The organism is Kitasatospora sp. NPDC052896, assembly GCF_044547075.1.
In the GTDB taxonomy this organism is placed as follows: Bacteria; Actinomycetota; Actinomycetes; order Streptomycetales; family Streptomycetaceae; genus Kitasatospora.
In genome coordinates, this window is the sequence record NZ_JBITZU010000025.1 from 18078 (window position 1) to 37257 (window position 19180).

Annotated in this window: 14 protein-coding genes, 1 tRNA gene and 1 pseudogene; 10 read left to right on the forward strand and 6 right to left on the reverse strand. The window is 74.6% G+C overall.

Going from position 1 to position 19180, the window contains the following annotated elements; translation table 11 throughout:
- Positions 1 to 177 precede the first annotated feature (177 nt).
- The 4 genes from ACIGXM_RS31115 (at position 178) to ACIGXM_RS31130 (ending at position 7133) form a co-directional block, all read left to right on the forward strand.
- On the forward strand, positions 178 to 753 hold the full coding sequence (locus ACIGXM_RS31115; RefSeq protein ID WP_396566766.1) for a TerD family protein: 576 nt from the start codon (positions 178 to 180) through the stop codon (positions 751 to 753).
- Positions 754 to 1067: 314 nt separating this feature from the next.
- The gene (locus ACIGXM_RS31120) at positions 1068 to 5051 is read left to right on the forward strand and encodes a Pls/PosA family non-ribosomal peptide synthetase (protein ID WP_396566768.1); all 3984 of its coding nucleotides are present in this window, start codon (positions 1068 to 1070) and stop codon (positions 5049 to 5051) included.
- A 273-nt stretch (positions 5052 to 5324) separates the two neighbouring features.
- Positions 5325 to 5909 (forward strand): TerD family protein, encoded by a 585-nt coding sequence (locus ACIGXM_RS31125; protein ID WP_396566770.1) that lies wholly within the window; start codon positions 5325 to 5327, stop codon positions 5907 to 5909.
- 111 nt (positions 5910 to 6020) lie between these two features.
- Entirely contained in the window at positions 6021 to 7133 is a 1113-nt protein-coding gene (locus ACIGXM_RS31130; protein ID WP_396566772.1) for a DUF475 domain-containing protein, read from the forward strand.
- Between the two features lie 177 nt (positions 7134 to 7310).
- On the opposite strand, the gene ACIGXM_RS31135 is transcribed toward ACIGXM_RS31130, so the two are convergent.
- Positions 7311 to 8390, reverse strand: a complete 1080-nt coding sequence (locus tag ACIGXM_RS31135) for a DUF2637 domain-containing protein (protein WP_396566774.1) — start codon at positions 8388 to 8390, stop codon at positions 7311 to 7313.
- 388 nt (positions 8391 to 8778) lie between these two features.
- On the opposite strand from ACIGXM_RS31135, the gene ACIGXM_RS31140 reads away from it, so the two are divergent.
- Positions 8779 to 9510 (forward strand): Tellurium resistance, encoded by a 732-nt coding sequence (locus tag ACIGXM_RS31140; protein WP_396566775.1) that lies wholly within the window; start codon positions 8779 to 8781, stop codon positions 9508 to 9510.
- 41 nt (positions 9511 to 9551) lie between these two features.
- Here the strand turns inward: ACIGXM_RS31140 and ACIGXM_RS31145 are convergent, their stop codons facing one another.
- Entirely contained in the window at positions 9552 to 10547 is a 996-nt protein-coding gene (locus ACIGXM_RS31145) for a TerD family protein (protein ID WP_396566777.1), read from the reverse strand.
- Positions 10548 to 10744: 197 nt separating this feature from the next.
- Here ACIGXM_RS31145 and ACIGXM_RS31150 point away from each other — a divergent pair, with 197 nt between their 5' ends.
- The 3 genes and pseudogenes from ACIGXM_RS31150 to ACIGXM_RS31160 all read left to right on the forward strand — a co-directional run bounded on the left by ACIGXM_RS31150 (position 10745) and on the right by ACIGXM_RS31160 (position 15265).
- A complete protein-coding gene (locus ACIGXM_RS31150; protein ID WP_396566779.1) occupies positions 10745 to 11839 on the forward strand; it encodes an HpcH/HpaI aldolase/citrate lyase family protein in 1095 nt (364 codons plus the stop codon).
- A pseudogene (locus tag ACIGXM_RS31155) lies at positions 11836 to 14420 on the forward strand (phosphoribosyltransferase). Before ACIGXM_RS31150 ends, ACIGXM_RS31155 begins: the two are co-directional and overlap by 4 nt.
- Positions 14420 to 15265, forward strand: a complete 846-nt coding sequence (locus ACIGXM_RS31160; RefSeq protein WP_396566781.1) for an HAD family hydrolase — start codon at positions 14420 to 14422, stop codon at positions 15263 to 15265. The pseudogene ACIGXM_RS31155 and the gene ACIGXM_RS31160 overlap by 1 nt, the downstream one beginning before the upstream one ends.
- A gap of 16 nt (positions 15266 to 15281) precedes the next feature.
- Here the strand turns inward: ACIGXM_RS31160 and ACIGXM_RS31165 are convergent, their stop codons facing one another.
- On the reverse strand, positions 15282 to 15494 hold the full coding sequence (locus ACIGXM_RS31165; protein ID WP_396566783.1) for a zinc ribbon domain-containing protein: 213 nt from the start codon (positions 15492 to 15494) through the stop codon (positions 15282 to 15284).
- A gap of 65 nt (positions 15495 to 15559) precedes the next feature.
- Positions 15560 to 16984 carry a hypothetical protein gene (locus ACIGXM_RS31170; protein ID WP_396566785.1) on the reverse strand — a complete coding sequence of 475 codons (1425 nt, stop codon included), beginning with the start codon at positions 16982 to 16984 and terminating at the stop codon, positions 15560 to 15562.
- Positions 16985 to 17113: 129 nt separating this feature from the next.
- Here ACIGXM_RS31170 and ACIGXM_RS31175 point away from each other — a divergent pair.
- Positions 17114 to 17188: transfer RNA gene (locus ACIGXM_RS31175), tRNA-Val, on the forward strand.
- A gap of 55 nt (positions 17189 to 17243) precedes the next feature.
- Here ACIGXM_RS31175 and ACIGXM_RS31180 read toward each other — a convergent pair.
- Together ACIGXM_RS31180 and ACIGXM_RS31185 are read right to left on the reverse strand one after the other, a co-directional pair.
- Positions 17244 to 18197 (reverse strand): Scr1 family TA system antitoxin-like transcriptional regulator, encoded by a 954-nt coding sequence (locus ACIGXM_RS31180; RefSeq protein ID WP_396566787.1) that lies wholly within the window; start codon positions 18195 to 18197, stop codon positions 17244 to 17246.
- Positions 18194 to 18730, reverse strand: coding sequence for a DUF6879 family protein (locus ACIGXM_RS31185; protein WP_396566789.1), 537 nt, complete (start codon positions 18728 to 18730; stop codon positions 18194 to 18196). Before ACIGXM_RS31185 ends, ACIGXM_RS31180 begins: the two co-directional genes overlap by 4 nt.
- 103 nt (positions 18731 to 18833) lie before the next feature.
- On the opposite strand from ACIGXM_RS31185, the gene ACIGXM_RS31190 reads away from it, so the two are divergent.
- Positions 18834 to 19112, forward strand: coding sequence for a DUF6087 family protein (locus ACIGXM_RS31190; protein ID WP_396566791.1), 279 nt, complete (start codon positions 18834 to 18836; stop codon positions 19110 to 19112).
- The last annotated feature ends 68 nt before the right edge of the window (positions 19113 to 19180 follow it).

A 19180-nucleotide genomic window follows, 5' to 3' on the forward strand; every position in this document is an offset into this window, starting at 1 on the left:
GGCCACCGACGCGGCCCGGCGTGCCCGTCCCGAACGGGCCACGCCGGGCCGCGTCGCCGTCCGTCGGGGAACCCGGCACTACGATCGGGCCGTTGGCTGGGACGAGGGACCCGCTCGGTGCCTCGGACCGCACCACGGGGGTCTCCACCCGGTACCCCCCGATTCTTGGAGGATCCAGTGGGTGTCAGCCTGAGCAAGGGCGGCAATGTCTCGCTCACCAAGGAGGCCCCGGGCCTGACCGCCGTCGTCGTCGGTCTGGGCTGGGACGCCCGCACCACCACCGGCGCGGAGTTCGATCTCGACGCCAGCGCGCTGCTCTGCACCGAGGCCGGCAAGGTCGCGAAGGACGCGGACTTCGTCTTCTTCAACAACCTGCGCAGCCCCGACGGCTCGGTCGAGCACACCGGGGACAACCTCACCGGTGAGGGCGAGGGTGACGACGAGACGATCAAGGTCAACCTGGCCGCGGTGCCGGCCGGCGTGGCGAAGATCGTCTTCCCGGTGTCGATCTACGACGCGGAGACCCGGCTGCAGAACTTCGGCCAGGTCCGCAACGCCTACATCCGGGTGGTCAACCAGGCCGGCGGTCAGGAGATCGCCCGCTACGACCTGACCGAGGACGCCTCCACCGAGACCGCGATGGTCTTCGGTGAGCTGTACCGCAACGCCGGCGAGTGGAAGTTCCGGGCCATCGGCCAGGGTTACGCCTCTGGCCTGCGCGGCATCGCCCAGGACTTCGGCGTCAACGTCTGATCCCGGCCCCGCGCCACGGCGGCCCCGTCTCCGACCGGAGGCGGGGTCGCCGTCGTTTTCGGGCGTCCAGCGGCGCCGGCTTCGGCCGCCGGTCTGATTTGCGTTCATTCTCCCGTATCGCATCGTCTGAGAATTCCGTTAGGCACTGGCCGGTATGCCAGGCGTGCCCAGGCGCTGTCACCAGCCTCGCCGAGGTGGTGGGAGCGCCTGGGCGACCGTACGGGGCTGCCGCGCGACCGCCGCGGCGCCCGGGGCCACACCCCGCGCGCCGCAACCAGAGACCGCGCACCTCACAGGAATCCCGAACCAGACCTATGCCGCTGACTGACGACCGGGGGACCGCCGGGAGCGGGGTGAGCGGGCCGAGCGCCACCACCGGAGCGTGCTGGCCGCTCGCCCCCGCCGCCGCCGCCCGAACCCTGCTCGACGTGCTCGAAGCCACCGCCGAGACCACCCCGCACGCGCCGGCCCTGGACGCCGGCGGCACGACGCTCGACTACCGCGCACTGCTCCGGGAGGTCGCCGAGCTGGCCGGGCGGCTCGCCGGGGCCGGGATCGGCACCGGTGACCGGGTGGGCGTCCGGGTGCCCTCCGGCACCGCCGAGCTCTACCTCGCCATCCTCGCCGTACTGCGGGTGGGCGCCGCCTACGTGCCGGTGGACGCCGACGACCCGGACGAGCGGGCCGAGCTGATCTGGGCCGACGCCGGGGTCTGCGCGGTGCTCGGCGCGGGCGGCGTCCTGCGGCCGAGCTCGCGGGTGCGCCCCGGCGGCCACCCGGGCCGCCCCACGCCTCAGGACGACGCGTGGATCATCTTCACCTCCGGCACCACCGGGCGGCCCAAGGGCGTCGCGGTCAGTCACCGCTCGGCCGCCGCCTTCGTGGACGCCGAGGCCCGGCTCTTCCTCCGGGGCCGCCCGCTCGGCCCGGGCGACCGGGTGCTGGCCGGGCTCTCGGTCGCCTTCGACGCCTCCTGCGAGGAGATGTGGTTGGCCTGGCGGCACGGCGCCTGCCTGGTCCCGGCCCCGCGCTCGCTGGTCCGGGCCGGGGCCGACCTCGGCCCCTGGCTGGTCGAGCGCGGCATCACGGTGGTCTCCACCGTGCCCACCCTGGTCGCGCTCTGGCCGGTGGACTGCCTGGAGCGGGTCCGGCTGTTGATCCTCGGCGGCGAGGCCTGCCCGGCCGAGCTGGTCGAGCGGTTGGCCGGGCCGGGCCGCGAGCTGTGGAACACCTACGGTCCGACCGAGACCACCGTGGTGGCCTGTGCGGCGTTGCTCACCCCGGGCCAGCCGGTCCGGATCGGCGCGCCGCTGGACGGCTGGGAGCTGGCCGTGGTGGACGAGCGGGGCCGGCCGGTGGCCTGGCACGAGACCGGCGAACTGCTGATCGGCGGCGTCGGCACCGCCCGCTACCTGGACCCGGCCAAGGACGCCGAGAAGTTCACCGGCCACCCCGGGCCGCACGGCCCCCGGGTCTACCGCAGTGGCGACCTGGTCCGGGCCGACCCCGCCGGCCTGGTCTTCGTCGGCCGCGCCGACGAGCAGGTCAAGCTGGCCGGACGGCGGATCGAGCTGGGCGAGGTCGACGCGGCGCTGCGGGCGCTGCCCGGGGTGCGGGCCGCCGCGGCCGCCGTCCGGGACACCCCGGCCGGTGGGCAGCTGCTGGTCGGCTACCTGGTCCTGGAACACCCCGGCGCGTCCTTCGAGCCCGCGGCCGCGCGGGCCCTGCTGCTGGAACGGCTGCCACAGCCGCTGGTCCCGGTGCTGGCCGTGGTGGCCGAGCTGCCGACCAGGACCTCCGGCAAGGTGGACCGCGCCGCGCTGCCCTGGCCGCTGGCCGCCGCGACCGCCGAGGCCGCCGCCGGGCCGCGGCCGGCCGGCACCGCCGGCTGGCTGGCCGAGCAGTGGGAGCGACTGCTCGGCCTGCCGGTGACCGGGGAGAGCGACTTCTTCGCGCTCGGCGGCACCAGCCTGGCCGCCGCCCGGCTGGTCTCGGTGCTGCGCACCCGCTGCCCCGGCGTCTCGGTCGCCGACGTCTACGCGCACCCCGGGCTGGAGCGGCTGGCGGCCCGGCTGGACGAGCTGACCGGGCCGCCGCGCGAGCGGCGCCGGGTCCGGCCCACCCCGCGCCACGTCGGCGTGCTGCAGCTGCTGGTGCTGACCGTGCTGCACAGCGTCACCGGCCTGCGCTGGCTGCTCGGGCTGGCCGCGCTGGACAACCTGACCGGGTTGACCGGCGGCGGGCTGCCGTGGACCCCGCACACCCCCTGGTGGCTGATCCTGGCCGGCTGGACCGTGCTGGCCAGCGCCCCGGCCCGGCTCGCCATCGGGGCCGGCGCGGCCCGGCTGCTCACCGCCGGCCTGCGGCCCGGCAGCCACCCGCGCGGCGGCTCGGCGCACCTGCGGCTCTGGGCGGCCGAGCGGGTGGTCGGGGCCTTCAACGTGTCCGCGACGCTGGGCACCCCGTGGGCCCGGCACTACGCCCGGGCGCTGGGCTGCCAGGTCGGCGCGGACGTCGACCTGCACGCGATGCCGCCGGTCACCGGGCTGGCCCGGTTCGGCGACGGCTGCGCGGTCGAGCCGGGGACCGACCTGGCCGGCTGGTGGCTGGACGGCGATGTGCTGCAGCTGGGCAGCGTGGAGATCGGCGCCGGGGCGCGGGTCGGCGCCCGCAGCACGCTGATGCCGGGCGCCCGGGTGGGCGACGGCGCGGAGCTGGCGGCGGGCAGCTCGGTGCTCGGCGAGGTGCCCGCCGGGCAGCAGTGGTACGGCTCGCCGGCCCGTCCGGTGCCCGGCGGGGCGCCCGCGGGGACCGGTTGGCCGCTGCCCGCGCACCGCCACTCGCGCGGCTGGGACCTGGCCTACGGCCTCGGCCTGGTCGGCCTCGGGCTGATGCCGCTGGTCGCCGTGCTGCCCGCGCTGGCGCTGCTCTGCCCGCTGCTCGACGAGGACCGCACGCTGGGCGACGCGCTGGTCCAGCTGGTGGTCTGGACGCCGCTGCTGGTGGCCGTCTCGGTGCTCTGCTACGCGGTCCTGACGGTCGTTCTGGTCCGGCTGGCCGGGCTGGGGATCCGGCCCGGCCACCACCCCGCGCACGGGCGGGTCGCCTGGTGCGTCTGGCTGGTCACCCGGCTGATGGAGACCTCGCGCGGCGCGCTCTTCCCGTTCTACGCGAGCCTGTTCACCCCGGTCTGGCTGCGGCTGCTGGGAGCCCGGATCGGCCGGCGGGTGGAGCTCTCCACGCTGGTCGCGCTGCCCGGGCAGCTGCGGGTGGACGACGGCGCGTTCCTGGCCGACGACACCCTGGTCGCGCCGTTCGAGGTGCGCGGCGGCTGGCTGCGGATCGGCGCCGCGCGGGTCGGCCGGCGGGCCTTCGTCGGCAACTCCGCAATCGTCGGGGCGGGCCGCGAGCTGCCGGACAACGCACTGGTCGGGGTGCTCTCGGACGCCCCCGCACAGGCCGCGCCGGGGTCGTCCTGGCTGGGCCGGCCGGCGATCGCGCTGCCCCGGACGGCGCAGTCGGGCGACCCGGGCCGCACCTACGAACCGCCGCGCCGGTTGGTGCTGGCCCGGGCCGCGGTGGAGCTCTGCCGGTTCCTGCCGCTGATCTGCGCCGGCCTGCTGGGTGACCTGGCGTTCGGCGCGCTGCAGGAGGTGGTGGACCGGGAGGGGCTGGCGGCCGCGGCGGCCTGCGCCGGGCTGGTGCTGCTCGGCGCGGGGATCGCCGCCTGCGTCACCACCACGGTGGCGAAGTGGCTGCTGGTCGGGCGGTTCCGGGTGGCCGAGTACCCGCTCTGGTCCAGCTTCGTCTGGCGCAACGAGCTGTACGACACCTTCCTCGAGGAGCTGGCGATGCCCTGGCTCGGCCGGACGCTGCTCGGCACGCCGTTCCTCAACGTCTGGCTGCGCAGCCTGGGGGTGCGGATCGGGCGCGGGGTGTGGTGCGAGACGCACTGGTTGCCGGAGACCGACCTGATGACGCTGGCGGACGGGGCGTCGGTCAACCGGGGCACGGTGGTGCAGACCCACCTGTTCCACGACCGGGTGATGCGGCTGGACACCGTGCACATCGCGGAGGGGGCCACGCTGGGGCCGAACTCGATCACGCTGCCGGGCACGGTGCTCGGGGCGGGTTGCGCGGTGGGGGCGGCGTCGCTGGTGATGCGCGGCGAGGAGCTGCCGGCCGGCACCCGGTGGGCTGGCAACCCGGTGGCGGCCTGGCCGGAGCCGGACGCCCGCGCCGAGCGGGCGCCGCGACGGCGCGCGGAGCGCCACCCGGTGGACGCCGCCTCCCGCTGACCGCCGGCGGCGCCGTCCGACGCCTGGTCAGACCCCCTGCGCGGCTGCCGCCACCCCGCCCTTGGGCCGGGTGGGCGGCAGCCGCGCTGATAAGTTCCCCTAGTTCAGGAAGTTCAGTGCCGAGGCGGTGGCCGCGGGGCGGTACGGGGGGCTAGACCTGATGGTGCGCCTCTCCGTGTCACCGCGCGGTCCGGGCCCCGGCCGGTTGTCCCCGGAGTCCGGTAACTGACGGTGTCCCAGCCGGGGCGCCAGGGAGTGGGAGGAAGAACCACCATGAGTGTCACGCTCGCCAAGGGCGGCAACGTCTCGCTGAGCAAGGCCGCGCCGAACCTGACGCAGGTGCAGATCGGCCTGGGCTGGGACGCCCGCTCGACCACCGGCGCGCCCTTCGACCTCGACGCCAGCGCGCTGCTCTGCGCCGGCGGCCGGGTGCTGGGCGACGAGTACTTCGTCTTCTACAACAACCTCAAGAGCCCCGAGGGCTCGGTCGAGCACCTGGGCGACAACCTGGTGGGCGGCACCGAGGGCGACGAGGGTGACGAGGAGGTCGTGCTGGTCAACCTCGACCTGGTGCCGGCCCAGGTGGACAAGGTGGTCTTCCCGGTCTCGATCTACGACGCCGAGGCCCGGTTGCAGAGCTTCGGGCAGGTTCGCAACGCCTACATCCGGGTGGTGAACCAGGCCAACGGGCAGGAGATCGCGCGCTACGACCTGACCGAGGACGCGTCCAGCGAGACCGCCATGATCTTTGGTGAGCTTTACCGCTACCAGGGGGAGTGGAAGTTCCGCGCCGTGGGCCAGGGGTACGCCTCCGGTCTTCGCGGCATCGCCCTCGACTTCGGCGTCAACGTACAGTAAAGGGACCGTCAAGAACGCGCCCTGAATTCGAGGGCAGTGCGGGGGGCCTGCCCGGGAACACGCCCGGGCGGGAGGGGCGCCCCGGCGCCTCCTGAACCGAAAGGCATCCCCGTGTTTCTCCGCACCTTCGGCTGGTCGTTCGCGGTCACCGTGGCCGGCCTGATCGCCGCCGGGCTGATCTGGGGCGCCCAGGGCTTCGGCCTGGTACTGATCCTGGCGATTCTGGAGATCTCGCTCTCCTTCGACAACGCGGTGGTCAACGCCACGGTGCTGCGGCGGATGACCCCGTTCTGGCAGAAGGTCTTCCTGACCGTCGGTGTGCTGATCGCGGTGGTCGGCATGCGACTGGTCTTCCCGCTGCTGGTGGTCGGGCTGACCGCGCACATCGGCCCGGACACCGTGCTCGACCTGGCCCTCCACTCGGACCACACCTACCAGGGGCTGACCTACGGTCAGCACCTGGCGGCCGCCAAGCCGGCCATCGCGGCCTTCGGTGGAACGTTCCTGCTGATGATCTTCCTGGACTTCGTGCTCGGGGAGAAGGACTTCCACTGGCTGCGCTGGATCGAGCGGCCGCTGGAGCGGATCGGCCGGCTGGAGGCGCTGGCCTCGGTGATCGCCCTGGCCGCCCTGGTCCTGGTGGCGCGGTTCTTCGCGGGGGCGCACGCCGAAACGGTTCTGCTGGCCGGCGTGCTCGGGTTGGCGAGCTACCTGGCGGTGGGCGGCCTCTCCGGCGTCTTCGAGAACTCGCTGGAGGCCGAGGAGGAGGTCGAGGAGGAGGCCGAGCGGCAGGGCCGCCCGCTGGCCGCGGTGGCCGGCAAGGCCGCGTTCTTCCTCTTCCTCTACCTGGAGGTGCTGGACGCCTCGTTCTCCTTCGACGGGGTGGTGGGCGCCTTCGCGATCTCCAACGACATCTTCCAGATCACCCTGGGCCTGGGCATCGGCGCGATGTACATCCGCTCGCTGACCGTCTTCCTGGTCCGCAAGGGGACCCTGGACGAGTACGTCTACCTGGAGCACGGCGCGCACTACGCGATCGGCGCGCTGGCGGCGATCCTGCTGGTCTCCATCAAGCACGAGATCCCCGAGGTGGTCACCGGGCTGATCGGGGTGGCCTTCATCGGGGCCGCGCTGGTCTCCTCGATGGTCCGCAACCGGCGCGCGGAGGTGCCGGCGGAGACCGGGTCGGCGGCGGTGGGAGCCGGTCGCGGCCACGGCGGCTGACCCGCTCGGCCGAACGGGGCCGGACACAGAACGGCGGGGGGGGGGGGGGGGGGGGGGGCGCGCCCCCCCCCCCCCGCCCCCCCCGCCCGCCGCCGCCGCCCCCCCCCCGCGGGCGCGGGCGGCGCCCCCCCCCCCCCCCCCCCCCCCCCCCCCCCCGCCGTCGGTCCGTCCGGTCGCTCAGCCGAGGCGCTGCTCGATGGCGCGCAGCTTGCGCTCCAGGGAGTCGAGCGGCGAGTCCAGCCGGGGCAGCGAGAGGGTGTCGTCCTCCGCGGTCAGATCGATGCTGGTGGACGGGCGGTCCGTGCCGGCGCGCCGGCTGGCCCGGCCCGCGGCGACGGGCTCCAGCGCGGCCGGACGGTCGCGGTCGGTCGGGCCCTCGGTCGCGGCTAGTGCAGGCTCCGTAGCGGCCTGGCCGTCGCCGGCACCGGCGGTCAGCGCGGGCACCTGCCGGCCGCCGCGGGCCCGGGCGAGCATCCCACCGCCCTGGCGGGAGATCGCCTTCAGCTCGGCGCGCTCGCGCCGGTCGGCACTGCGGGCGCGGACCTTGGCGTCCAGCTTGGCCTGCCGCTCCTCGCGGACCTCCTCGACCGCCTCGTCCAGGCTGCGCACGTTCTCCAGCAGCATCAGGGACCAGGCCGCGTAGGTCTCGCGCGGGGCCCGCAGCCAGCGGACGATCCGGATCTGCGGCAGCGGGCGCGGTATCAGGCCCTGCTCGCGCAGCGCGGCCCGGCGGGTCTGCTTGAGCGCCCGGTCGAAGAGGATGGCCGCCGAGATCGACATGCCGGAGAAGAACTGCGGGGCGCCGGCGTGCCCGCCGCCGCGCGGGGCGTGCACCCAGTTGAACCAGGCCGAGGCGATCGCGAAGACCCAGACCAGCAGGCGGGAGCCGAGCGCGGCGTCACCGTGGCTGGCCTCGCGGACGGCGAGGACGGAGCAGAACATCGCGGCGCCGTCCAGGCCGAACGGGACCAGGTACTCCCAGCCCCCGGAGAGCCCGAGGTTCTGGGTGCCGAAGCCGACCAGGCCGTGGAAGGAGAGCGCGGCGGCGACCCCGGCGCAGCAGAACAGCAGGACGTAGGAGGCGATTCCGTAGACCATCTCCTTGCGCCGGCGGCGCTCCTCGCTGCGCTCCCAGGAGTCCCCGGTCTCCTCGGCCTGCTTCGTCTTGTAGCGCAGGGTGGCCACCAGGATGGCCGTGAAGAGCAGGGCCGCGCCGCCGACGACGGCCCAGACCAGCTGTATGGAGGAGAGTGTCATGACGGCGTGGGCCTCTGCTTTCCGCAGGTCAGAGCAGGGTTTCGGGATTCCGGTGACTGGTGCAGACCGGGTGGCGCCGGCCTCCCCACCGGGCACGGCCCCCTGACGGTGCGTCGCGCCGGCGTCGGCCGGCGGGGCGTGCCCAGGTGTGACGGAAGGACACCTGTGCGGCTAGACGATATCGCGTCCGGAGCGCCGGCATGCTACGGGATCCGAGGTTGACCGACCATCCGCCGAGTGGGTGTCCGAACCGACGGTGACTCAGCAGGCCGGGCGGGTATGGACGCAGTGCGCGGATTCCGGTCGGCCGTCGGTCGGTTCGGTACGGAATGATCGGTCAGACGAAGGCCCGTCAGGCGCGGGCCACGAGGGGTTGGGGGCGGTCGGCATGGTCACGGTCTGGGAGTTCCTGCGGGGGGAGCGCCACCTCGCGGCGGACCCGGTGAGCGTCGGGGGCAAGGTCACGCTGACCAAGTCCCGGCCCCACCACCCGATCACCGGGGACGGGCCGACCACCGGCACGCTCTACGTGAACCTGCACTGGTCGCAGCGGGCCGACACCCGCTCGCAGGGTCAGTTGCGCCGCCGGCTGCTCCAGCCGCGGCTGCTGCGCCCGACCGAACCGGACGGCTTCCAGAGCGGGCAGGTCAACGTGGACCTCGACCTGGCCTGCATGTACGAACTCACGGACGGCACGCGGGGCGTGGTGCAGCCGCTCGGCCAGTTCTTCGGGGACCTGCAGCACCCGCCGTACATCAAGCTGAGCGGGGACGACCAGTACGGTGCGCCCTCCGGCGAGACGATGTACGTCAACCTGGAGAAGAAGGACCAGTTCCGGCGGCTGCTGATCTTCGTCTACATCTACGACGGCACGCCGGCCTTCGAACAGACCCACGCGCAGATCCAGATCGTGCCGCCGACCGGGCCGCGGATCGAGGTGAACCTGGACGAGCGGGCGCCGTCGGCGCGCTCCTGCGCGGTGGTGCTGATCGAGAACCAGGGCGGGCAGCTGACGGTGCGTCGCGAGGTGCGGTACGTGCACGGGTTCCAGTCGGACCTGGACCGGCTGTACGGCTTCGGGATGCAGTGGCAGCGCGGGTACAAGGAGCCGCAGGGGTGACGGCCCGCCCGGCCCGCCCGTTCCGGGGCGGGCCGCCGGGATCAGCGGGACTGGAACTGCGGGCCCTGCGGGGGCAGCACGAAGGTCGGGTCCGGCGGGGGGAGCGGCACGGTCTGCGGGGCGGGCTGCGGGGGGTAGCCGTAGCCGGGCTGCTGGGGCGGGTAGCCGTAGCCGGGCGGCGGCGGAGCGGTCGGTGGGTAGCCGTAGGCCGGTTGCGGCGGGGCCGGGTAGCCGGTGGTGGTGGGCTGCTGCGGGTAGCCGTAGCCGGGCGGCGCACTGGGTGGCGGGAGCGTCGGGGGCGCGGTGGGGCGCGGCGGGGCGGCGATGGTCGGGGCCGCCGCGGCCGCTGCCGGGGTCGGCACCGGCGGCGGTGTGGCCGCGGCGGCGGAGGCCGGGACGGCGGGGGCCAGCGGGTAGGTGCCGGGCTCCTCGCGCGGTGCGCGGGCGGGTGCGGCCGGGGCCGGGACGGCGGGGGCGGCCGGCTCGTCGTCGTCCACCGCGATGCCGAAGTCGGTGGCCAGGCCGCCGAGCCCGGAGGCGTAGCCCTGCCCGACCGCCCGGAACTTCCAGCTGCCCGCCCGCCGGTAGAGCTCGCCGCAGACCAGCGCGGAGACCTCCTCGACGTCGGCCACCGGGAACTCGGCCAGCGGCGCGGCCCCGGCCGCCGTCGGGGCCGCGTCGTACAGCAGCACGCGCAGCCCGCGCACCGCGCGGAACGAGCCCTCCTCGGCGGACCCGGCCAGCACCACCCGGTCGATCTCGGCCGGCAGCTTGGCCAGGTCGACCTCGATGCTGTCGGCGATCTCGTCGCTCTCGGTCAGTCGCTGCTTGGGCAGGTGCCGGACCAGGCCGGAGGGGTGGCGCGGCTGGTTGTAGAAGACGAAGTCGGCGTCGGAGCGGACCCGGCCGTCCACGCCGAGCAGCAGCCCGGAGGCGTCCACGTCGGGCCCGCCCGGGGCGCCGCCCCAGCGCAGCACGAGCCGGACCGCCGCCACGGCCAGCGAGATGTTGGCGCCCTTGGCCATCACGTGCGTCATAACGGCCCATCCTGCCCGTTCGGCGCCGTCGTGGACAACGCCGGGGGCCGCCGGGTCGTGGACGCGGACGCTTGCGCGCCGTCGCAAGTGGTTTGTGAATGGCGAATCGGACGGTAATCTTCCGAAAATTCGACGCTTCAGGATGATGGGCCGAGCACGGGAAGCCCGGTTTCCGCGTTCCCCTCCGGGAGTTCACCTTGCGCCATTTCGGCCACCTCGGCGCCGACGCGCGCCAGCGGCTCTTCCTGTCCGAGCCGGCGCCGTTCGACCGCCACAGTGCCGCCGGCACGCTCGCCACCGCGCTGGGTGCCACCCTCTACTGCCCCGCCACCCGGCCCGCGCTGGCCGAGGACCTGCGCAAGCAGGCGGCCCGCGGGGTGACCTCGATGGTGCTCTGCCTGGAGGACGCGATAGCCGAGGGCGAGGTGGCCGGCGCCGAGCGGAACCTGGTCGAGCAACTGTGCGGGCTGCGGCCGGTGGACCGGTTGCCGTTGCTCTTCGTCCGGGTCCGCACGCCCGGGCAGATCACCGGGCTGGTCCGCCGGCTCGGCCCGGCGGCCGGGCTGCTCAGCGGGTTCGTGCTGCCCAAGTTCACCGACCAGGACGGCGCGGAGTACCTGGAGCGGCTGGTCGCGGCCGAGCAGGCCTGCGGGCAACGGCTCTTCGCGATGCCCGTGCTGGAGTCGCCGGTCCTCGCCCACCTGGAGAGCCGGCGGGCCCGGCTGTTCGGGATCGCCGCGCTGCTCGACCGCTACCGCGAGCGGGTGCTCGCGGTGCGGCTCGGGGTGACCGACCTCTGTTCGGCGTACGGGCTGCGGCGTTCGGCCGGGGTGACCGTGTACGACCTGGCGGTGGTGGCGGGGGTGATCGGGGACGTGGTCAACGTGCTGGGCCGGTCGGACGGGACCGGGTACACCGTGACCGGGCCGGTCTGGGAGTACTTCGGAGTGGAGGGGCTGCTGCGGGAGCTCGAACTCGACCGCGTCAACGGGCTGGTGGGCAAGACCTGCATCCACCCGGGTCAGGTACCGGTGGTGCACGCCCGGTCGGTGGTGACGCACGAGGAGTACTGCGACGCGGGCGACGTGCTGGTGCAGCAGCGGCGGGGCGGCGGGGCGCGGCGGTCGGCGTACACCAACAAGATGAACGAGGCCGGCCCGCACCGGGCCTGGGCGGAGCGGGTGATGCGGCGGGCCGAGGTGTTCGGGGTGGCCCGGGCGGGTGTCGGGTTCGCGGAGCTGCTCGCGGCGGCCTCGGGCGCGGAGCTCGGTGTGCTGGCGGGGGCGCGATGAGCGGGGTGTGGAGCGGCCGGTGGGTGACCGAGCGGCTGGGCATGGCGCTGCGCGGCCCGGCGGAGCTGCCGGAGCTGCTCGGGCTGGCCATCCGGCACGGCAACGAACGGCGGGCCCAGCTGTTGGTCTCCCGGGTGCTCGGCAAGCACGTGCCGCAGCGGCCGGCCGTGGTGCGCGGCGCCGGGCACCGACTCGGCGGGCGAATACGGGAGTTGATCGGCCCGGCGGAGGTCGGGCGGGCGGTGGTGCTCGGCTACGCGGAGACCGCGACCGGCCTCGGACACTGCGTGGCCGAGGCGCTCGGCGTGCCGTACCTGCACTCCACCCGGCGATCGGTGGCCGGGGTGGCGCCGGCCGGCGGGTTCGAGGAGGAGCACTCGCACGCCACCTCCCACCTGCTGTTGCCCGCCGACCCCCAACTGTTGGCCGGTGCAGGCACGTTGGTCCTGGTCGACGACGAACTGTCCACCGGGCGCACGGTGTTGAACACGATCGCCGCCCTGCACCGGCGCCGGCCGCGGGAGCGCTATGTGCTGGCCTCGCTGGTGGACCTGCGCGGACCGGCGGATCGCGACCGACTGGCCGCGTTCGCCCGGGAGTTGGGCGCCCGGGTGGAGGCGGTCGCGCTGGCCGAGGGGAGGCTGGAGCTGCCCGAGGGGACGGTCCAGCGGGCCGGCCGGCTGGCGGCGGCGCTGGTCACGGGCTCGGAGCCGGCCACGGACGCGGTCACCGGGACGGCCGGCGGAGGAGGCGCGCCGGTCGTCCGGGTCGACCCCGACTGGCCGGCCGACCTGCCCGACGGCGGACGGCACGGCTTCACCCCCGCCCACGGCGAGCTGCTGGCCCGCACCCTGCCCGGCCTGACCACCCGGGTGGCCGCCGCGCTGCGCGGTGACGAGCGCCGGGTCCTGGTGCTGGGCTGCGAGGAGCTGATGTACGTGCCGCTGCGGCTGGCCGACGCGCTCGCCGAGCGGCTGGGGGAGCGGACGGACGTCCGGTTCTCCAGCACCACCCGCTCGCCGGTGCTGGCCGTGGACGACCCCGGCTACCCGATCCGGACCGCGCTGACCTTCCCCGCCCACGACGCCCCGGCGGACGGGCCGCGGGAACGGTACGCGTACAACGTCGCGCCCGGGGCCGACCCGGCGCGGCGGTTCGACGCGATCGTGCTGGTGGTGGACTCGGTGGGCGACACGCCCGAGCTCGCGGGGCTGACCGGGCGGCTGGCGGGGGTGACCGACCGGGTGCTGCTGACGGTGCTCCCGTCCTTCGTGCCTCCGTCCGGCCCGCTGCTGGAACCCAGCTCGCGGCCCGTACGTTTGGCCACCCGGTGACCGGACTCCCCGCGCCGCCGCCCGCCCGACCCCTGCCGTCTACCCCGACCAGTGCCCGACCGGGTGCCCCCTCGAAGGCGAGCCTCCCGATGCCGACCGACCTCCCGCCGTCGCTGCCCCGGCCGCTCCACGGTCCCGAGTTCTCCTCGTACGCGGCCGCCGAGGTCGGCTGGCTGCTGTCCGACCTGTCGGGGATCGCCCTGGAGGCGCCCGTCGAGGAGCGCGAGGAGGCGGTGCAGTCCGGCGGCGCGCACTACGCGGAGTCGCTGCCGGTCGAGTACCAGCCGAGCCCCGAGTACCAGGAGCTGTTCCACCAGGCGCTGCGCGGCTCGGCCCGGCGGATCGCGCTGGCCGTCGGCACGGTCACCGAGGCGCTGCTGCGGGAGCGCGGGCGGGGCGTGGTGATCGCCTCACTGGCCCGGGCCGGCACGCCGGTCGGCATCCTGGTCCGCCGCTGGCTGGTCGCCGTGCACGGGATCGACGCGCCGCACTACGCCGTCTCGATCGTCCGCGGCAAGGGCATCGACCGGGTCGCGCTGCGCTACCTCGCCGCTCACCACGACCCGGCCGACGTCGCGTTCGTGGACGGCTGGACGGGCAAGGGCGCGATCGCCCGCGAGCTGGCCGACGCGCTGGCGGACACCCCGTTCGACCCGGAGCTGGCGGTGCTCGCCGACCCCGGCCGCTGCGTGCGCAGCTACGGCACCCGGGACGACTTCCTGATCCCGTCCGCCTGCCTCAACTCCACGGTCTCCGGCCTGGTTTCGCGCACCGTGCTGCGTGACGACCTGATCGGCCCGGGCGACTTCCACGGCGCCAAGCACTACCCGGAGCTGGCCGGCGCCGACGTCTCGCACGCCTTCCTGGACACCGTCACCGACCACTTCCCCGCCGTGCGCGAGGAGGCCGCCGCGGCGGCGCTGGTGCTGGCCGCCGAGGACCGCACGCCCACCTGGGAGGGCTGGGCGGCGGTGGAGCGGATCAGCGCGGAGTACGGCATCGGCAACGTCAACCTGGTCAAGCCCGGGGTCGGCGAGACCACCCGGGTGATGCTGCGCCGGGTGCCCTGGCGGGTGCTGGCCCGGCGCGGGGCGGGCAGCGACCTGGAGCACGTGCGGCTGCTGGCCGCGCAGCGCGGCGTGCCGGTGGAGGAGGTGGACGGGCTGCCGTACTCCTGCGTCGGCCTGATCCACCCGCGGTTCAGCCGTGGCGGGGTGACCGACGAGACGGGCCTGGCGTTCGCCTGATGGAGCATCAACTCGCCCTGGTAGCCTGCGATCTGGATCGCACGCTGATCTACTCCCGGCGGGCGTCGGGGTTGGGTCGAGCCGACCACTCCACGCCGCTGCGCTGCGTGGAGTGGCGCGAGGGCGCGCCGCTCTCCTATCTGACCGAGCAAGCGGCTCGGCTGCTGGGCGAGTTGGCCGCCGAGGCGATCATCGTCCCGGTCACCACGCGGACCCGGGAACAGTACGCCCGGGTCAACCTGCCGGGCCCGGTGGCGAATTGGCGACCGCCCTACGCGATCTGCGGCAACGGCGGGCGGTTGCTGGTGGACGGTGCGGCCGACCCGGAGTGGGACGCCGTGGTGGCCGCCCGGCTCGCCGGCGACTGCGCCACGCTGGGCGAGGTGGTCGAGCAGCTGGCCCGCCGCGCCGACCCGGCGTGGACCCGCGGGCTGCGCACGGCCGAGGGGCTCTTCGCCTACCTGGTGGTCGAGCGGGAGCTGCTGCCGGCCGGGTGGCTGGTGGAGCTGACCGGGTGGTGCGCGGAGCGCGGCTGGACCGTCTCGCCGCAGGGAAGCAAGGTGTACGCCGTGCCGAAGCCGCTGACCAAGAGCGCGGCGCTGGCCGAGGTGGTCCGGCGGGTCGGCGGCTCGCCGCTGGTGCTGGCGGCGGGTGACTCGCTGCTCGACGCGGACCTGTTGCTGGCGGCGGACCAGGCCTGGCGCCCCGGGCACGGCGAGCTGGCGGAGCTGGGCTGGCCGGCCGGGGGTGGTGGTTCGGTGACCGCGCTGACCAAGCGCGGGGTGCTCGCGGGCGAGGAGATCGTGCGCACCCTCCTCGCCCGCGTCCGGGCCGAGCGGTCCTAACCGCGGCAGCGGGCCCTCAGCCGCAGCAGCCGCCTCCGCAGCAGCCGCCACCACCGGCGGGTTGCGGGGCGGACGCGCCGGACGCGCCGGTCACCGCGACGGTGGAGAGCAGCTTCACGGTGTCCGGGTGACCCTGCGGGCAGACGGCGGGGTCGTTGGCCTGCGCCATGGTGCGGCGCAGTTCGAAGGTGGCGCCGCAGGCACGGCAGCGGAAGTCGTAACGAGGCATGCCCGCAGCGTACCGCCGGTCCCGGTCGCCGGGCCGGTGCATCCGGCAGGATCCACAAGACCGGCCTAGCGGCCGGCGTGCTCGCCCCGGATCATCGCCACCACCTGCGCGGCGGTCTCCCGCACCCCGTCCAGCTCGGTCAGGAACCGCCAGTAGTCCGGGTGCCGGCCGGCCTCCGCGAGCGAGGCCACCGCGCGGTCCAGCCGGCCGACCGCCGCGTCCAGCGGGCCGGCGTGCCGCGGGTCCGGCGTCTGACGACCCGCCATCGCGAGCCGCTGGGCGTCCCGCAGCGCGAACCTGGCCCGCTCGACCTCCGCCTGCGGGTCGCGCTCCGCCTCGTTCAGCCGGCGCAGCCGTTCGGCCACCGCCGCCACCGAGCCGTCCGCCGTCCCCAGCAGCGCGCGGATCGTGCCGATCGTCGCCGTGGCGTCGGCCCAGCGCTGCTCGTCCCGGGCGGTGGACGCCTCGGCCAGCCGCGTCCGGGCCGTCCGGACGGCCTCCGCGGCCTGCTGCGGCACCCGTTGCAGGTCCTGCCAGCAGGCCGCCGAGAAGCGCCGGCGCAGCTCGCTCAGCACCGGCTCGATCGTGCCGGCCCGGTTCTCCAGGGCCTGGATCCGGGTCCGCAGGCTGGCCACCCGGCGGTCGATCTCCTGCGCCCGGGCCGGCCGCTGCTCGGCGTCGGCGCGGATCGCACCCGCCCGCCGCTCGACGTCGGCGGCCCGTTGCAGCGTGGCCGCCACCCCGTGCCGGGCCGCGCCCTCGTTCAGCCGGGTCAGCTCCGGCGCCAGCCCGGCCAGCCGGGCCGCCAGGTCGTCCGCCCGCAGGCCGGCCGCCCGCACCGCGTCCAGTGCGTTCGTGGCGCCCAGCAGCTCCTGCTTCGCCCGGGCCACCGCGGGGGCGACCTTGACCAGCTGCGCCTCCGCGTGCTGGACGAGGGGCTGCAGCCGCTGGACGAACGTGCCCAGCTCGGCCAACTGGGCCGCCAGCTCGGCGCGGGCCTGCTCCAGCCGCCGGCGCGCCTCGGCGGCGGCGCCGGGCGGCAGTTCGACGGCCTCCAGGTCGCAGGTGTCGAGCGCGGCGAAGTAGCCGACGCTCACCTGGTCGATCCGGGCCGACAGGCTCTGGAAGTTCTCCACGGCCTGCCGCGCGGTGGCGGTGTCCTCGGCCGCCCGGACCGTCTCGACCGCCAGTTCCGCCTCGCGCTGCGCCGTGTCCAGCTGGTAGAACGCCTCCTGCGCGGCATCCCGCGCGGCCAACGCGTCGGCCCGCTGCTGGTCGTTGCCACCGCGCCGCCACCAGGCCCCCCGGCCCCCGCCGCCCGACCCGGCCCCGGTGAACGACCCGGCCCCGGCCGCCACGGCCGCCATCGCGAGCGCACCGGCCACCGCCACCGGGGTCAGCACCAGCTCCGTCGCGAGCCGCGTCCCGTACCCCCGTGTGCTTCCCGCCCTCACGCGCGCTCCCTGCTCCGCAGCCGATCCGGCCCCCATTGTCGCCGACTCCGGCCCGCATCCCCCGACCCGACCCCACCCCGCCGGCCCACCCTGCACCCCACCGCCGACCGGACCAGGTACTCTTACCTTTCACCGCGCGGCCACCCCCTTGGCAAACCGCGCCGGGGGCGCGTAGCTCAGTGGTAGAGCGCTGCTCTTACAAAGCAGATGTCGGCGGTTCGAAACCGTCCGCGCCCACCAGCCAAAACGCCCCGGACCGATCAAGGTCCGGGGCGTTTGACATCTCCAGCTGACATCAGTGACGGCGCTTGAGCAGCCGGTCCATGTTGCTGATCGCCTCCCACTGGGTGTCTTGGGTGACGTGGGTGTAGACGTTCATGGTCAGGCCGATCTGGCTGTGCCCGAGGATCTCCATCACGACGCGCGGCGGGACGCCAGAGGCGACCAGCAGCGTCGCGCACCCGTGCCGGGCGTCGTGCAGTCGGATGGCCGGGACGTCGGCAGCGCTGGAGACGCGGACGAACGAGCGGTAGAGGTTGGTCGGCTCGATCGGGCGGCCGTGCCGCGTGGTGAAGACGTAGCCGGTCTCCTCCCACTTCTCACCTGCCTTGCGCTGAGCCTCGGCCTGACTCAGGCGTTGCCAGCGCAGCGCAGCGACCACGATGCGGGGGAGAGGGACCGGCCGGCGCTTGCCGGACACCGCGACATGGAGCGCGGCCTCCCACACCAGGAAGAAGAAGGACCGTCCCGGTTGCCAGAGCGCCTCCTGCCGCTGCATGCGGGCCCGCACAGCGTCCTCGGTGTCACGCGGTGTCCCAAGGAACAGCGAACTCATGGTCAAAATCGAGCGGGCGTAGTCCGCGGTCTGGAGCAGGCCCGGAATGCGGGCTGACTCGAACGCGCGGATCGTGCCAGTGCGCTTGGTCTCCGTGACCGCGTCTTCCTGGCGCACGCGGTGCCCGGCCGCGAACTGGCGCTGCAAGGACCGGTAGGTGGTCTCCAAGCCCCGGAGGCGAGCCTTCAGCTCGTCCCCGAGTTCGGGATAGCCGGTGGCCTCGGCCCAGGCCTCAAGGTCAGCTGGCGTCGGCGTTTGCCGCCCGCTCTCCAGCTTCGAGACCTTCGACTGCACCCAGCCGAGACGCTCGGCGAGCGCACGGCCGGAAAGTCGACCACCAGTGCGTGCCTCGGTGCGCAACTCGCGAAGCCGCGCACCCAGTGCAACGCGGGCCCTCTGGAAGTCCGTGCTCACGCAGCCGACGGTACCGCCTTCATGAACTCGGCGGTGGCCGTCGCGAAGCGCCAAGCTGCGTCCCGAGCTTGGCACGCAGCCAGGACCGCCTCGGCGTCGGTGACCAGCTCAACTCCGAGCGTGCGATCGTCATTGTCGAAGTGGAACCGCGCCAGGAGTCGCGAGTCAAAGAGCCAGTAGTCGAACGTCGGCAGGCCTAGCCGCTCGGCGTCGGACCGCCAGAGGTTCCGGATGTCCTCGCCGGCCTGCACGTTGCCGAGGCCCGAGGCCAGCAGGAAGCGCCGGCCGTCAGTGGGAGGCGAATCCACGATCCGAACGCGCTCGAACCTCTTGCCAGCCGCCACTTGCTCGCGGACGAGCACGCTCCAGGCGGCATCGGGTTCGTATTGCGGCTGCTGCCCGGCCATGAACGCCTGGAAGCGGGCGCCGTTGTGGTCGGTTGCATAGCCGCGGCGCGTCTCCAGCCGAAACGCTGCGTGCTCGAAGTCGGTGAACAGGTGGCCAGCCTTGCTGAACGGGATGATGTCGGCCACTGGCTACTCCTTGGGGGCGAAGCGGGTGAGCAGGGCGGGAGATCAGCTGGCCGACGCGCTGAGCCCGCGGCTACGCTCGGCGCACCGAGGAGAGGAGTGGGCGGTGGACGACCAGGACGAGCCGCTGGAACAGTGGGCAGCACGCCGTCAGCAGAGCCTCCGCCCCATCGGCACGAAGAAGATCGAGCCCGTGCTCGGAGGCGCAACACACGTCAACCCGCGGGAACCAAGGCTGATCCTGGAGTGGAACGGGTTCCAGTGGGTGCCCGTCACAGTCGCCGAGAACCATGCGGCGGCCTGCCGACTCGTGTACCCGCCTCCGAAGATCGACACAGCGCAACCCGAGCGGAAGACCAGAGTCGGACGCCACCGCAAGCCGTGAATGAGCGCCAGCCCTCGCATTGTTGAAGCCGCCCTCGCCATGGGCAGAACCGGGACGGGGGCGGCCGT